At 63.9% G+C, this 14,996-nt stretch carries 16 protein-coding genes; 3 read left to right on the top strand and 13 right to left on the bottom strand.

All coding sequences use genetic code 11. The features are described 5' to 3' along the window. Positions 1–99: 99 nt before the first annotated feature. From CH249_RS11425 to CH249_RS11405, 5 genes are all read right to left on the bottom strand, one after another. Complete coding sequence (locus CH249_RS11425; protein ID WP_094630485.1) at positions 100–354, bottom strand: WhiB family transcriptional regulator; 255 nt, start codon at positions 352–354, stop codon at positions 100–102. Between the two features lie 69 nt (positions 355–423). Next, positions 424–1,737 carry an MFS transporter gene (locus tag CH249_RS11420; protein ID WP_094683440.1) on the bottom strand — a complete coding sequence of 438 codons (1,314 nt, stop codon included), beginning with the start codon at positions 1,735–1,737 and terminating at the stop codon, positions 424–426. Continuing rightward, complete coding sequence (locus CH249_RS11415) at positions 1,734–2,597, bottom strand: fumarylacetoacetate hydrolase family protein (protein ID WP_094683439.1); 864 nt, start codon at positions 2,595–2,597, stop codon at positions 1,734–1,736. The genes CH249_RS11420 and CH249_RS11415 overlap by 4 nt, the downstream gene beginning before the upstream one ends. Before the next feature lie 36 nt (positions 2,598–2,633). Continuing rightward, positions 2,634–3,314: a DUF4286 family protein gene (locus CH249_RS11410; RefSeq protein ID WP_094683438.1), complete on the bottom strand. Its 681-nt coding sequence runs from the start codon at positions 3,312–3,314 to the stop codon at positions 2,634–2,636. Then, positions 3,314–4,369 carry an NAD(P)-dependent oxidoreductase gene (locus CH249_RS11405; protein ID WP_217901387.1) on the bottom strand — a complete coding sequence of 352 codons (1,056 nt, stop codon included), beginning with the start codon at positions 4,367–4,369 and terminating at the stop codon, positions 3,314–3,316. Before CH249_RS11405 ends, CH249_RS11410 begins: the two co-directional genes overlap by 1 nt. Before the next feature lie 122 nt (positions 4,370–4,491). On the opposite strand from CH249_RS11405, the gene CH249_RS11400 reads away from it, so the two are divergent. Beyond that, entirely contained in the window at positions 4,492–5,661 is a 1,170-nt protein-coding gene (locus CH249_RS11400; RefSeq protein ID WP_094683437.1) for a CdaR family transcriptional regulator, read from the top strand. 88 nt (positions 5,662–5,749) lie between these two features. Further along, positions 5,750–6,196: a GNAT family N-acetyltransferase gene (locus CH249_RS11395; protein WP_094630664.1), complete on the top strand. Its 447-nt coding sequence runs from the start codon at positions 5,750–5,752 to the stop codon at positions 6,194–6,196. 13 nt (positions 6,197–6,209) lie between these two features. On the opposite strand, the gene CH249_RS11390 is transcribed toward CH249_RS11395, so the two are convergent. From CH249_RS11390 to CH249_RS11375, 4 genes are all read right to left on the bottom strand, one after another. Then, positions 6,210–6,953 (bottom strand): EAL domain-containing protein, encoded by a 744-nt coding sequence (locus CH249_RS11390; protein WP_176459100.1) that lies wholly within the window; start codon positions 6,951–6,953, stop codon positions 6,210–6,212. A 45-nt stretch (positions 6,954–6,998) separates the two neighbouring features. Further along, a complete protein-coding gene (locus CH249_RS11385; protein WP_256988268.1) occupies positions 6,999–8,291 on the bottom strand; it encodes a lipase family protein in 1,293 nt (430 codons plus the stop codon). A gap of 21 nt (positions 8,292–8,312) precedes the next feature. Next, positions 8,313–9,905 carry a GMC oxidoreductase gene (locus tag CH249_RS11380; RefSeq protein ID WP_094683436.1) on the bottom strand — a complete coding sequence of 531 codons (1,593 nt, stop codon included), beginning with the start codon at positions 9,903–9,905 and terminating at the stop codon, positions 8,313–8,315. A gap of 102 nt (positions 9,906–10,007) precedes the next feature. Further along, positions 10,008–10,559, bottom strand: a complete 552-nt coding sequence (locus CH249_RS11375) for a TetR/AcrR family transcriptional regulator (protein ID WP_254924198.1) — start codon at positions 10,557–10,559, stop codon at positions 10,008–10,010. 95 nt (positions 10,560–10,654) lie between these two features. Between CH249_RS11375 and CH249_RS11370 the strand changes: the two genes are divergently transcribed. Next, the gene (locus tag CH249_RS11370) at positions 10,655–11,959 is read left to right on the top strand and encodes a carboxylesterase family protein (protein ID WP_254924199.1); all 1,305 of its coding nucleotides are present in this window, start codon (positions 10,655–10,657) and stop codon (positions 11,957–11,959) included. Between the two features lie 19 nt (positions 11,960–11,978). Here the strand turns inward: CH249_RS11370 and CH249_RS11365 are convergent, their stop codons facing one another. The 4 genes from CH249_RS11365 to CH249_RS11350 are packed head-to-tail and all read right to left on the bottom strand — an operon-like array spanning position 11,979 to position 14,906. Next, complete coding sequence (locus CH249_RS11365; RefSeq protein WP_094683435.1) at positions 11,979–12,359, bottom strand: hypothetical protein; 381 nt, start codon at positions 12,357–12,359, stop codon at positions 11,979–11,981. Between the two features lie 11 nt (positions 12,360–12,370). Further along, on the bottom strand, positions 12,371–13,513 hold the full coding sequence (locus CH249_RS11360; RefSeq protein WP_094683434.1) for an NAD(P)/FAD-dependent oxidoreductase: 1,143 nt from the start codon (positions 13,511–13,513) through the stop codon (positions 12,371–12,373). Then, entirely contained in the window at positions 13,510–13,707 is a 198-nt protein-coding gene (locus CH249_RS11355; RefSeq protein ID WP_032405340.1) for a ferredoxin, read from the bottom strand. The genes CH249_RS11360 and CH249_RS11355 overlap by 4 nt, the downstream gene beginning before the upstream one ends. Further along, positions 13,704–14,906, bottom strand: coding sequence for a cytochrome P450 (locus tag CH249_RS11350; protein WP_094683524.1), 1,203 nt, complete (start codon positions 14,904–14,906; stop codon positions 13,704–13,706). Before CH249_RS11350 ends, CH249_RS11355 begins: the two co-directional genes overlap by 4 nt. Between the last annotated feature and the right edge of the window lie 90 nt (positions 14,907–14,996).

The raw sequence follows: 14,996 nt of genomic DNA, 5'->3' as shown, positions 1-14,996 counted from the left end.
GGAATTACGGTTCGGTGAAGGGCCGGTCGCACTACGCCCGCGAACGAAAATCATCTCGAGCTGGACCTGCTACCTCGACTTGTACTTCTCTCGGTGTGGTCATCGATCTCTCTCGGACAACCCCGCCCATACGCCGTGACGTTCCTCGAACGTCATGCAATGGTCGTAACACGAGTCGATGACCGGACACGCCGTGCAGATCAGCTTGGCGGCGCGTTCGCGCTCGGACTGTTCGCGACTGCTCTCGTTTCCGTCGCCGTAGAACAGATACCCGAAGCCGCGACAGTGCGCGTCTGCCTGCCATACCCACTGTTCGACCAGTGGCACCAGCACTTTCCGATTCCCGCTGTTCATTGCTTTCGACCCAGTCTTCTTTCACTGCGCACGATGGCCCCCGAGGCGTCCTGCCTCGGGGCCGATCGATCAGTCCGTGGTGATGACTTTCCCTCGAGTTTCGGGAACCAGAAGGCACCCGAGCATTCCCACGACCGCTCCGATGACTCCGAACCCCATTGCACGATGGATGTTTCCGTCGGCCAGCATGATCGCGAACAGCGGAAACAGTCCCGACCCGATACCGCGTGCCACGTAGTACGTGGCACCCGAACCGAGGGCTCGGTAGCGCGTGGGGTAGAACTCCGATATCCAGGTGCCGATCACACCGAATCCCGCATAGCCGATGGCACAGCCGGCCAGAGCTGCTGTGGCGGCGGTCCACACACTGCCCGTACCGGCAGGCATCTCGGTGTCCGACCCGATCGACAGAAACAGCCCGAATCCGACCACACCTACTGCACAGGACCAGAATGTGGATCCGCGGCGACCGATCCTGTCCGACAACGCTCCGAACGTGATGTACGAAGCGATGCCGAGCACAGTTCCGATCGAAAGCACGATCGTCGCCCAGCCCAACGACAACCCGGCGTATTCGCGCAGGTAGGTGGGACCGAACGTGATGTAGCAATAGCTGGCGGCGAAAATTCCGGTGGTGGCAAGGGTCAGGAACAGTCCACCGACGATCGTTCGACGCTTGTCGGCCGCGCTCGTCAGCTGCTGCGCTTCGGTAGGTTCCACGGCGACCAACGGCGGTGCGTCCTTGACTGCGCGCCACACCTTGGATTCCGGCAGCATCCGGAAAGCGAACAGCCCCACTGCGACGCTCATGGCTCCGATGATGACGAAGCCGGTACGCCAACCGGATTCCGATCCAAGCGTGGTGATGGTGCCGAACAGAATTGCCTGAGTGATAAGAGTTCCGCAGATGAACATCCCCTGCAGAACACTCCCCATCAGTCCTCGGTTTCGCGTCTTCCACGTCTCGGTGAACATCGCGAAGATGACGCCGAAGGCACCGCCCATCGCCACACCCGCCAATACGCGGGTCAGGGTGAAGAGCTCGAAGCTGTCGAGGAAGGCTCCGACGATCGCCAGCACGCCGTAGATGGCGGTGAACGCGACGTAGGTCGGCCGACGGCCCCAACGATCGGCGGTCCAACCGAACAGAAAGCCGCCGGCAATCGACGCGATGCTCTGAGCCGTGATGACGCCGACCACAGCCTGAGTCGATACCGCGAACGAATCGGCGAGATCCCTCAACGGATAGCTCAACAGGTTCAGTTCCATGCTCTCGATGAGGGCACCGGTGATGGCGAAGCCGAGAACTATCTTTCGTTCCTTCGGCGTGTACGCGTTCTCGGCGTTGAGCCGGCTCTCCCCCACTGCGCTGGTCGACTTCACAGTGCTCCGACCTTCCCTGCGCGAGCCCTGACCTTGTTGGTCATCGACCCGATTCCCGTGATGCTGCTGGTGATGACATCGCCGTCGGTGAGGAACCGCTGAGGCGTCATACCCAGGCCGACACCCGCGGGTGTCCCGGTGAAGATCAGATCGCCGGGGTAGAGGGTGACTTCCGCCGATATGTACTCGATCAACTCCGGAATCGAGAAGACCAGGTCCCCGGACGTTCCGTCCTGGACGAGTTCATCGCCGATCCAACACTTCAACGACAGCCGATCGAGGTCCTCGAACTCGTCGGAAGTCACCAGCACCGGCCCGATCGGCGCGTAGTTCCGAAACGACTTGCCGAAGCTGTACTGCGGAGTGCTTCCCTGCAGCTGGACCTCTCTGTCCGAGATATCCTGCCCCACAGTCAACCCCGCGATGCAACTCCATGCGTCGTCCTTCGAGACCCTGGCTGCTTCGCGTCCGATGACCGCCACCAATTCGACCTCCCAATCGACGGAGTCGCCCGACAATTCGACGTCGGCGTCCGGTCCGGCGATCGCCGACGGGAACTTGGTGAACAACAGCGGGACCGTCGGCAGCGGTGATCCTGCCTCGCGGGCATGGTCGACGTAGTTGAGCCCTACCCCGATCACCTGACGTGGTCGGGGGCTCACCGGACCCACGTCGGCAGTGCCCGAAGACGCGGCCGGGTGATCGGGGTTCACCGCCGCGGCCCACGCTGTGAACTCCTCCCAGCGCTCGAAGATGTCTTCGATACGGTGGCCGAACCTCTCACCGCTGAGCCGAGCAACGTCGATCTCGGCCCCACCGTGCAGCAAGGTGAGCCGACCCGCATGATTGGCGATACGCATTGTCGAATCCTGTTCTGAGACTGTCGTTGGGCAACACTATGATTGGGACGATTGGTCGCTGACGAGTCGGTAGGTGGACCAGCGCGCGTGTGCACCGATCCTGTCGACCGCCGCCGATACCGAACCTGTCGGGGACACCGCCAGCGATCCGTACTGCTCGATGACCACGAACACGGACGGTCGCTCGTCGGCCGCGGCGGCGCTGCCGGCCGCTTTTCCCTCCGCGGTGCTGTCTTTCGCCGACGCGGCGACCGCGTCCGTTTCGTAGACCGCGACTCCCTCGGCCAGACCGCTCTCGATCGTCGCCCTCGCGATGTCCTCCACCGCCTCGACGAGCGACCCGTTCATGCCCACCCCACCGGTGATCCGGCCCAACAGAATTCGGCCGGTTCGGCCCAGCCCTCCGCGGAAGCGTCGAGTTCCCACCGTTCTCTCGTTCTGGCGGAACAGCGCTACCGCATTTTTCGTGCGCGGTGTCGGTGAATCCAAGGCGGCGAGATACTCCGGGCTCGTCAGTACCTCGACCGAGTCCGTCTCGTAGATGGAGAAGTACTCGACTCGGGCAGCCCCTCTGTCGGGATCCTCGACGAATCGACGGGCGTTGCGGAAACCGGTGACAGCGAGCCTTTCCGGGAAGTGCTCACGTGAGTACCAGTCGTCGAATTCCGGAACATCGTCGCGGTCGACGGCAATTACGTTCATCAATGCGCCGGTCATCAGAACAGACCCTGCCGCTGTTGAAATTTGGTGGGCTTGCCCAACGTCTCGCCATCGCGGCCGACCCACGCTGCGACAGCGTCGATCATGAAGGACAAAGTAGTGGAGGGATATCCGAACTCCTTCTGCAGTGCCGTTCCATCCATCACGTACGAGGTACCCGTCTCGGTCCCCACGAATCTCGGTTCTTTGCCCAGGATTTCGCCGAATCGGTGCGCAAGCCATCGAATGGACACGATCTCCGGCCCGGTGATGTTCAGCCTCCGTGGCGGCGAGCTGGCAAGCGTCAGCGATCGAATCGCGTAGTCCGCGACATCGCGTTGCCAGATGACGCTGGCATGGCCCATCTCGAGTGGGATCTCGGATCCATCCTGAACTGCCTGCGCAATCTCCTGGAGCACTCCGTACCGGGTCTCGATCGAGTATCCGAGCCGGAAGATCAGCAAGGGCGTCCCGAACTGGAGGGAGTGGTACTCGAACACGCGCTCGCGTCCGACGCAGGAGGCCGCGTATTCACCGATGGGGTCGACCGGATCGTCTTCGCGCGAACCGCCCGTGGCGACATCCGCCAGCGGGTACGTCACCAGGGTGGAGAACGCAACGATTCTGCTGTCGCGATACTTGGTGGCGACCCGACCCGGCAGATACGCATTCATCGCCCATGTGAACGACTCGTTGCCTGTCGTGCCGAACTTGTTGCCTGCCATGAAGATTACGTTCGCGGCCTCGGGTAGGGCCTGTAGCTGGTCGTCGTCGGTCAGATTCGCGGCAACGCACTCGACGCCGTTGCGCTCGAGATACGCACGGGTACGCACGTCCGAGAACCGAGCGACGCCGAAGATCCGCTTGTCGGTACCCGCTGCCTCCGCGGCGCGCTTGGCCATCACCGCCACGCTCGGGCCGACCTTGCCACCCACGCCCAGCACTGCAATGTCACCCTCGATGGTCCGCATTGCGTCGATCAGTTCCTGCGACGGTGTTGCGAGCGCCTCTTCGATGGCGTCGACTCCGTCGAACTCGGTGTCCTGTTGCCGGGTTTCTTGCGTGATGCTCACGTGTTGTCCTCTCGTTGTGACCTGTGACATACATCGTGACCCACAATCAACCCACGCAACACCGGTCATATCGCTACCCGAAGAGCCGAAAGTGTGTGGGTTTCCCACAGTAGGGTGATGGAATGCCGAGTTACCACCGATCGATCGACGAACTGGTCGACGAGGCAGTCGGGCTCATCTGGAACACGTACCGCGGTTATACGAACGACGTGCTCAGCCGGAGCGAACTCGACTATTTCGTCCGTCGCAACATCGAGGTGGTGCTGGACTGCGTAGGACGCGGTGTCACGCCGTCCGGCGAGGAACTGGGCCATGCACGCGAACTGGGTATCTCGCGGGCGCAAGAGGGTGTACCGCTCGAGTCGGTTATTCAAGCGTTTCGCTCGACCGAGCGAGTACTGCTGCTGCATGTACTCCGTAGCCAGGACAGCGCGACGGGGACGACACCGACCGAACTCGCCCTCTCCTGCTTCGACGCGCTCACCAATTCGATGATCGACGCCTACCGTGAGGCCTCGTCCGTGATCGACGCAGTGACGCGCCGAGCCGAGGACGAACTGGCGACAGCACTGACGAACGGCTGGGACGTGGACACTCAGGAGCTGAACCGGTGGACCAGCGTGCTCGGGGTCGATCCGAACGCCGCGCACGTGTGCGCGATACTCACGATGGCCGACAGTGCAGATCCTCTTGCCGGCCAACGACTTCGACGTCAGGTGAGCAGTGCGCTGACCACCGCACGCCTCGGCCCCTCGATATTCGGGGAAGCAGACGGCAGCCTGATCGTCTTCGTACCGCTTCCCGACGGGCCGTCCTCGCTCGGAGCGCTCGACACCGTGCTGACAACATTGCTGAGGCATACCGCCGACTGTCTGGCGGTATCCGTGGGCGAAAGCACGTCCTCCTTGAGAACCGTCCATCGGTCCTTCACACAGGCGAGTGCGGTTCGCAACGCTTCCAACCCCGACCTGACGTCGAGAACCCTGGTGCACTACGCCGACGTACTGCTCGACATCCTCATCAACAGCGATGTGGAAGCACGAGAAAAGTTCGAGATCGACCGCGTCGGACCCATCCGTGACGCGGCGCACCTGATGGACACGATCACCGCTCTGGCCGAATCCAACATGTCGCAATCCGCCACCGCCAAAAGGCTTTACGTACACGTCAACACCGTGTCTGCACGGTCGAAACGAATACAGGAACTGACCGGTCGAAATCCGCTGGTCTTCAACGACCTGGTCGAGTTGTATCTCGCGTCGCGCGTGGTGGTACGAACCCGCACTTCCTGACGAACAGCCGAGTTGCGCATCTCCGGCACGGACCGCGGGACCAGTGTGGCCCGGCCTCCAATATGCTCGGTCGGTGAGAACTCGGATGATGGAGTCGAATCTTCGACATGCGCCGCTTGCGGGCGTGGCCCCGAATACCCTCTATCGCATCATGGCGCTCCGGGTCGCGGTGTTCGTCCACGAGCAGAAGATCGTCGACGAGGCGGAACTCGATGGCGCGGACCTACTTCCGACGACGGAGTTGTTCTGGATCCAGGACGACCACGGCGAGGTGTTGGCCACTCTTCGCGTCCTCGTCGACGACACGGTTCACATCGGACGGGTCGCGACCGCAGCTCATGCGCGCGGTAGCGGCTACGCAGGCGAACTCGTCGATGCCGCACTGACGGCCTACCCCGGGGTAGTCGAAATCTCCGCGCAAGCGCACCTCGAGAAATGGTACGAGCGCTTCGGATTCGTTCGAGTGGGAGAGCAGTACCTGGAAGCGGGAATCCCGCACGTGAAGATGCTCACCCGGGATGCAGACCCCCGATAGATCACGCGGACGACTACGGCTGCGCAGGGCGGCCCAGTCGGTAGCCCTGCAGCAAGTCCGCCCCGATCGACATGGCCGCCGCGAGGTCCTCGTCGGTCTCCACACCCTCGAACACGCATCGGGCGCTGGTCTTGCGCGCGAACTCGAGCACCAGTTCCGCCAAAGCCAGCTTCGCCCGATTCGCCCTCATCTCGTGGACGACGAAGGCATCGAGTTTGACGATCTCGGGTTCGAGCAGGACGAGATGCCGCATTCCCGCGTACCCCGATCCCAGATCGTCGACCGCCACGGCCACCCCGCCGCGTCGAAGCTCGGCCAGGACGGACACCACCGCGTCCTCGTCGACGAGGGCGGCATGCTCGGTGATCTCGACAACCAATGGCCGACGTCGCCCGACATCGAGCAGTACGTCGACCAGAGCCGAGTCGACCAACAGCGTTGCAGCGCTGAGATTCACCGCAACGAAAGGCCCACTCGGCAGACGAACGGATTCCTCCAGTGCTCTGACCGCCGCCGACCTGTCGAGCGCAGGACCCAAGCCACAGTGCGCAGCATCGGCAAACCATGCTTCGGTGTCACCGCCGCCGGCCGGAAAACGAGAAAGAGCCTCGTATCCCTCGATCGCACCGTCATCGGCTCGAACGATCGGCTGAAAGACGATCTGCGGACCACCGCACGCAATCACGGCCTCCACCCGACGCCTCGCACGCAACAGTGTCGAATGCAGCGGCGTCGAGGCACCTCTAGTCGACGACACGGGTCGTCGAATACATCGGAGAAAGCAGTTCGGCCGCGACCTCGGTCAGTCGACGCTGCATGCTGCCAGAGGAAGATCGGCGAATCGGTCCATCAGGAACTGGGCAGCCTCGCCGCCGTAGCCGTCGATCAGCTGCGGTCCGAAGTGGTTGGGCAACACAGCACCCTGCAGGATCGGCGGCAGCGAATTGGTTCGGAACTCCACCCGGGCACCGAGCGCACACCAGTCGTACGCCAGTTGCCTGGCCTGGCCGTACGGCACCGTGTCGTCATTGATTCCGCTGGTGATCATCACCGGAGCATTCGGCGTACTGCGGCCGATTCGTTGCTCGTCGAAGATCGCTCCGGCCTGCGGGATCCCACGCAGGTTCTCCAACATGGACTTTCCGTCCTTCGTCAGCGTCTCCGTGCGCAGGAACGGGTGCTCGAGAATCGTGTCGCCGATGCATTCCGTCGACAGCTCGTTCAGCACCGCCTTGCCCTGATCGGTGAGTCGCTCGTCCACGAGCGGGCGCAGACTCGGGTCGCGTTCGACGAATCCGTTGAGGGCATAACCGATCACACCACCGATCAGTGTTCCGTCGACGGTCTTCAACACCTCGAGCAGATCGGCCGTCGGAGCCCCGGCCCACGTCCCCTTCAGATTCAGCTCCGGCGCGTACTCGCCGGCGAGTTCCGCGGCGGCCGCGGCAGCCCCACCGCCCTGCGAGTAACCCCAGATGCCGATCGGTGCATTCGCGTCGCCGCCCAATTCGACTGCAGCCCGGGCACCGTCGAGAACTGCATGCGCCTCCTCCACCCTGTTCACGTACGTGTGCAGGCCGGGCGTTCCCAATCCGATGTAGTCGGTGACGAACACGTTCGCCCCCATCGACCCCCACAGCGTCGACGACAGCAGTTCCTGATTGAACGAGATCGACGGTGGTTGTGTCACAGCGTTGATGGAGGTGGGAAACGCTCTCGACGGGGCACATTGATCGCCCTGCCCGACGGTTCCCGGGGCGACGACGATGGTCGGTCGCGGGCCTGCTCCACGCCACGGCACCTCGGTCTCGACGAACGTGCCCGACACGGCCACCGGCGTATCGTCCTGCTTACGCGAGGTGTACAACACCCGCTGCGCCTGGGCCGGATACGAGCCGTCGTTACCCGGCAGTGCAGCGAACAACGACATCGGCTGGGTTCGGTCGACGGATCCAGGGCTGTCGGTCGGCTGGGCAGGCGGGACGTAGAAGTCGTCGACGGGATCGGCGTGCGCGGCCGAGGCACCGAGTGCGGTCACCGAGGACGCGAGTACGGCGGTGACGACAACACCGATCATGCTGCGATACAGATGCATTGGGCTCTTTCTGCTGAGGGGTCAGACAATCGTGTCGAGGTCGCGGGCGACGATGTTGTCCAGCGCTCGTTCGGCCAGCGCCGCGATCGTCATGGACGGGTTGCAGGCCGCAGTGTTGCCCGGCATCAACGCACCGTCGAGAACGTACAGTCCGCGTTGACCGTGAACACGGCCGTCGAGGTCGCACACCGGGCCCATGTTCGCCCCGCCCAACGGATGCCAGGTGGAGGGGAACACGGCATTGGTATCGGTGAGGATGCTGCCCGAACCTGCGATGCGACGCACCGTCGGATCGATGGAACCGTCCTGAATGACGGAGTCGCCGTTGGCCGGCCAGTACAGCTGGGCTCGGTCGCGCGTGGAATCGTAGGCGACGTGGCCGCGACCGTCACTGACTCCGTAGCCGACGATCATCGTGCTGTGGGCATCCACACCCAACGGCGGAATGGATGCCTGAATGACCGTGTGCGCGGTGCGCGGATCGTCCCAGTTCAAGCTGCCGAACACCACCGGACCGCCCTGCGGCGTACCGAACTGCTGCTCGATACTCGACCACACGTAGATGCGATCGGCGTTGGTACCCCAGCCCTGCCCGAGCTGGTCCGGTAGATCCGGGATGGCACCGGTGGCCCCGGCGCGGACCAGCAGCTTTGTGGTGTTCAGACTGCCTGCGGCCATGATCAGCGCACCGGTAGTGAGGATCTTGTTCTCCAACACCGTTCCGTCGGAATCGATTCGGTCGACATGGACGATCCAGCGACCGTCGGTGGCGCGCTCGACGTGCGTGACGTTGTGCTGCGTTGCCACGGTGGCCAGCCCGGTTGCCTCGGCAGCGGCGATGTAGGTGACGTCGACGGAATGCTTGCCGCCGTTGTTCACTCCGAATGCGCCCGCACCGTTGGTGTACGACGGCTTCATCACCCCGCGGGTTTCGTCGAGGGCGTAGTTCCAGTCGATCGGCATCGGAATCTTCGACACCGGCAGACCCGCCCGCCGCGCACTGTCCGCGAACACCCGTGCCGCTCGATAATTGGGCGTTGCAATCAACTCGTCAGGGGCCTGCGCGAGCTGCAGCATCCGCGCGACGCGGGGGTAGTGGACCGCGTTCAACGTGGCCCAGTCGAGGTCGATCGGAAAGTGAGTCTCGAAGACGGCCTGCGAGGGCTGCAGCGTCATTCCCTGGTAGATCAGCGACCCGCCGCCCACTCCGGCTGCACACAGAGCGGTCATGTTGTCGCCGGAGACTGCCTCGAGCAGGCCGACGTACGGATCGAACGGAACCGGTCTCCCGAACAGGTTCGGGCTGGAGCCGTACCAGAGCATCCGCTTGTCCGGCGCGGTCGCATTGGGGAAGGTATCGGCATTCGGCCCTGTGGGCCAACGCTTTCCGCGTTCGAGCACCAGAACCGGGACGCCTGCCTCCGCCAAGCGCAGCGCCGCGACACCGCCCCCGAACCCCGATCCGATCACGACGACTCGATGGTCCTCACGGGTGAGCGGGACCTGAACCCTCGAACGCGGGGCGGCCTGCGCTGCACCGGTACCCGACGCCACGGCAGCAATCCCGGCCATCGCGGTCGCGCCCAGAAATGACCGGCGATTCAGTGTCGACACGTTCCCCCCAAGAGATTGCGGCAACGTACATCGAAACCCGAGTTACGTGTACGCGTCGTGCAAAACTAGACAGAAGGGGACTTGGGTGTCAAGTTTTCGACGCTATGAAAAGGGCAGAACCGGGATCAACCATCGTTCGAGGTAGCGCCGCAACCCGTCGTCGTGGTGAATGGTGGGGTCGTCGAACAGAATCACCGACAGCCCCACACGCACGATGACGCCGTCGATGCCGTGGAACAGCGCGGAATCGAAGCCCGGATTGCGCTCGATGTAACCGTCGAGAAACTGGCGTACCACCGGTTGTGCGCGATCCATCATGTCCGGGTCGAACAGTGGGTTCGCGTTGCCCGAGCGCAACAACGAGTTCAGAACCGGTTCGCGCCGAATGAGATTGCGCGCAGCGACCACGGTCTCGACGATGAACTCCGTCGGAGTTTCCGCCTGATCGGCCTTCTCCGTGATACCGCCCAGCACGTCCACGATCATTCCCACCATCGCCTCGGAGACCATGTCCTCGCGGGTGGTGAAGATCGAATAGACAGTCTGGCGCGTGACGCCCGCAGCGCGCGCCGCCGCAGCGATCGTGACACCCTCGAAGCCGGTCTCGGCGATCAACCCGAGGGTGGCATCGAGAATCTTCTGCTTGGACCGCACCGTCCGAGTATGACGGCAACCCGGCGTTGCGGCCGCATCCGATGACGAGCCGAAGACGATAAGCTCGATCCTGTTCATCGAATGGGGGTTCACACGTGAACGACGAGACGACGGCCGGGGCAACACTGCGCACGATCACCGGCACCACCAGCGGAGACCTCGAAGCAGTCGAATTCGACGGGCTGATCCACGCCCGGGGAATTCCCTATGCCACCGCCACGCGATTTCGTCGGCCCGAACCGATCGACACCCCGGATACGACGCGCGATGCCACCCGCCGCGGACCGGTCTGCATTCAACTGCCGTCCCGGATAGACAATGTCACCGGCCCCATGATCGACGGGCTCGAACAGAGCGAGAACTGCCTGGTGTTGTCGGTGACCGCTCCCGCTGCGGCGGAGGGACTTCCGGTCATGGTGTGGCTGCACGGCGGTGGCTACGTCTCCGGCGGCGGGGAGGCCGAGAAGTACGACGCCGACCATCTCGCTCGGGAGGGTGTCGTGGTCGTCAGCGTCACCTTCCGGCTCGGTGGGTTCGGTTACCTGACTCCGAAAGACTCGGGAGAGAGCAACATCGGTGTTCGAGATCAGATCGCAGCACTGCACTGGGTGTCGACCAACATCGTGCGATTCGGTGGTGACCCGCACAACGTGACTCTGTTCGGCCAGTCCGCAGGCGGCGATGCCGTCCTCACGCTCATGGCGTGCGAGTCGGCCGCAGGGCTGTTCTCGAGAGCAATAGTGCAGAGTGCGCCTCTCGGATTGCGGTCGGGACGTTCGGCTCTGTACGACACGGCACGAACGGCGTTCGCACGTCACTTTCGTACCGACCCGGCCACCGCTCCCGCGTCGGATGTGCTCGACGCAGAGAATGCCGTGACGCGAGCGGTGCGCAGGTTCGGTGCCGCAGGCGGAATGCCGTTCGGTCCGGTCGCTCACCTCGAACCACTGTCCGGCGACCCCGATGACGCCCTACGCCGAAGCGCCACCCGAGTCGAACTTCTGATCGGTCACACCAGGGACGACGCCGCCCCGTTCGTGGACATCGTGACGAACATGCTGTGGCTCAACAGGTTCGGCGTCGTGAGCTCGACGCTCACCGCGCCGGTGGTCCGTCTCGTCACCAGCATGCTGTTCGGCGTCGACGGGATGGTGAAGATGTGGCACCGCGCTGGCGGTCGGGTCGCCAGCTACCGGGTGGACTGGGCACCGAAAGGTGCGCCACTGGGGGCATGTCACTGCATGGAACTGCCACTGCTGTTCGGCGACGCGTGGTCGGACGCGCCGATGCTGGCCGGCCACACACCGCCGACGGCGTTGGCCGCCAGGGTCCGTCGCACGTGGGCCGCGTTCGCCCGAGAGGGAGTGGCCGGGCTGCCCGAGCGCGCGCTGGTGTTCTGACCGGCCACCTTCTCCGGCGTCAGAGCTGCACGTCGGCAAGCACACCGGCAACAACGAAACCTCCAGCGATGGCGCAGCCTGCCACGCGTGTCCTCTGCGGGAGGTACGCGGTCAGCGCGAATGCACCGGTGTCCCAGACATCGACAGCCACACCGGCTCGCAGCAAGGGACGCACCAGTTTCGGGGCGTACTTGGTAGCCGCATACAGCCCACCGCCGATGTAGATTTCTCGAATCCCGAAGGTGCGGGCGGCCGCTCGCGTGGTCGCCACTGCGGCGTCGGGACCGGCGAGGAGTTCGTTGGCCCGCGTGGGGGCGATCATGTGGGCGACGCCGATTGCGGCGCGGCCCAACCCGACGATCTCGGGAAGGCGTCGTACGAGTGTGGAGCCAGTAGCCATGAATACGTTCCTCAGGTAGTGGAGTGAGTGTTCTCGCGGGCCAGCCGCCGGAGCAGGCCGACGGGTTTCTTGATGCCGAAGGCCACGATGGTGGTACGGCCGTCGTCATGACTCCATTGCAGAAGGGCCGATCCCTCGTCCACGGACCCTTCGAGAACGGTCGGTTCTCCGTCGAGCGGAAGGGGGCCCACAACTTTGATGGACAGCCCGAGGATCTCGGTCCAGAAGTAGTCGTCGCTGGGTGCACACGCCGGGTCGAGGCCGAGCACGGACGCAGCCGCCACTTTGCCCTGCGCGACGGCGTTGGACCAGAACGGGCACCGACCGGACCCAGTTCGGGAGTAGGCAACGTCGCCTGCCGCGAACACGTCGGGAAGTGCTGTGGCGCAGCATTCGTCGACAGCGACACCCCGAGCATCAGCGATACCGGCGCCAGTCAGCCAACCGGTCTCGGGCACATCGCCTGCGCAGGTGACCACCACATCCGACTCGAGGGTGCGACCCGCGCACTCGATCCCGCAGACGGGGCTGCCCACCAACGAGACCGGGCTGTCGGCACGGACAAACCGAACCGACGCCGCCTCGGCGCGGGCAGTGATCGCGTCGGACAGGTAGGGCCCCAGCAGCCGATGCAACGGGGGATCGACATCGACGACGGTCACCTCGATATCGCGAGCAATGCATGCACTCGCAACTTCCAAGCCGAGGAAGCCTGCCCCGACGACGACTGCTGTTCGAGCCGTGTCCAGTTTCGTACGCAGCGCCCGGACGTCGGCGAAGGTCCGCAACACGTTCTCGCCCGCTTGCTGCGGATCGGCTATCCGTCGGGCCGACGCCCCTGTCGCCACGATGAGGGCGTCATAGGGAACGTCGGTGCCATCGGCCGTTGTCACGGTGCGGCGATCGGTGTCGACCGATACAGCGCGATCGCCGATCGAGGTGATACCGAGATCGGACAGATCCCACGTCTCGGCCTCGGCCACATCACCTTTGAGGACGTGCTTCGACAACGGCGGCCTGGCGTAGTAGCCGTCGGGGTCCGCACCGATCATGGTGAGCGCGCCATCGTGACCCCGCGCGCGGAGCTCACGGGCCGCGGTGCAGCCTGCGATGGAGTCACCGACGATGACGATCCGACGTTCAGCGGTGCTCACTTGCTCTCTCGGAGGGCCGCTACCGGACAGACGCCGATCGCAGAACGTGCCCCGGAAGCAAGGTCGTCCGGAATGTCGTTGTCGTCGAAGGCATAATGAAGCTCGCCCTCGTCATCGAGGCTGAAGACCTTCGGAGCTTGATCGGCACAGATTCCATGACCTTCACATCGATCCCAGTCGACGTCGATTCTCATTGCGGTGTCCCTTCTGCAGCCACCAATTTCAGCGGCAGGCGTTCGTATCGGTGAATGACGTTGTTGACGGCCCGTTTCGGTGTTCCCGAGGGGACGAATCTTTCGACCCTGCGCGCCAGTACCCGAAGCATGGTCTGCGCCTCGAGCCGAGCCAGACCCTGACCTGCACACCCGTGCACTCCGGATCCGAATCCGAGTTGCCGAGCGGCGTCACGGGTGACGTCGAATGCATCGGGGTTGTCCCACTCGCGTTCGTCCCGGTTTGCCGACGCGTAGATGACCAGCACGCGTGCACCTTTCGGGATTCGCGATCCATCGATCTCGACGTCGCGCACGGCCCGACGTGAGAACGCTCGGATGGGTGACTCGTATCGGACGACCTCGTTGACGGCGTTGGGGATCAGGTCCGGGTCCTGTCGGATGGCCTGCCACTGCTCGGGGTGGCGAGCGAACAGAGCGAGTGCGCCGGAGATCGCTCCGATCGTCGTATCGAGCGATGGACCGAGGTAGTCGATCATCAATGCCGGACATGCGGACTTGCCGATCCTGTTCTCGTCGGCGGCTTTCAGCACGTCGTCGCCCATGCTCCCGGGGAGCACCGATCTCTGCCGCACCACCTTCTTGGAAAACGCGAGCATCTCGGTGGCGGCCTTCACGGCCGTGACGGAGTGACGATTGACGGGCCCGAGCGAGTCGAATGTTGCTCCAGCCCAGCGGAGAAGCTCCTCGCGACCGTCTTCGGGCCACCCCACGAGGTCGGGCACGACGGACATCGGCAACGCCGTGGCGAGATCGTCGACACCGTCGACGAACGTCTTGCTCAGGGCCGCATCGACGATGCTCTCCGCCTTCTCCTCCACTGCGGCCGACATCTTTCGCACGGCCTTCGGCGTCAAGCGGTGCGCGAGGACCGCACGCTTGGTCGCGTGCTCCTCACCGTCGCTGTTGAGCGTCGTGCCGCGTCCGAGCCTGTTGGCAACCGGATTGAGTGCGACTCCGTCGCCCGAAATGAAGGTCTCGTCGTCGAGCAGCACTGCCTTGCACTCTGCATAGCGTGAGATGGCGAACGCCTGCTGCCGTGGTAACCACACCACTGGGCCGAGCGCCCGGAGCCTCGCGTAATGCGGGTACGGATCGAGGATCGCATCGGTGGAGTAGATGTCGGTGCGGTACTCCGGGATCGTTGCGTTCGTTGTCATGGGGTCCTTCGCCAGGAAGAGTAAGTTCGCGCTGCCCAAACGGGTTATTGACGATATCGTCACCCATGACACAGCCGCCCGTCAAGCTTT

It is taken from the genome of Rhodococcus sp. 05-2255-3B1, assembly GCF_002258545.1.
GTDB lineage: Bacteria > Actinomycetota > Actinomycetes > Mycobacteriales > Mycobacteriaceae > Rhodococcoides.
Note: the sequence above shows the minus strand (reverse complement) of the source record. Positions and strands in the feature narration are given on the sequence as shown.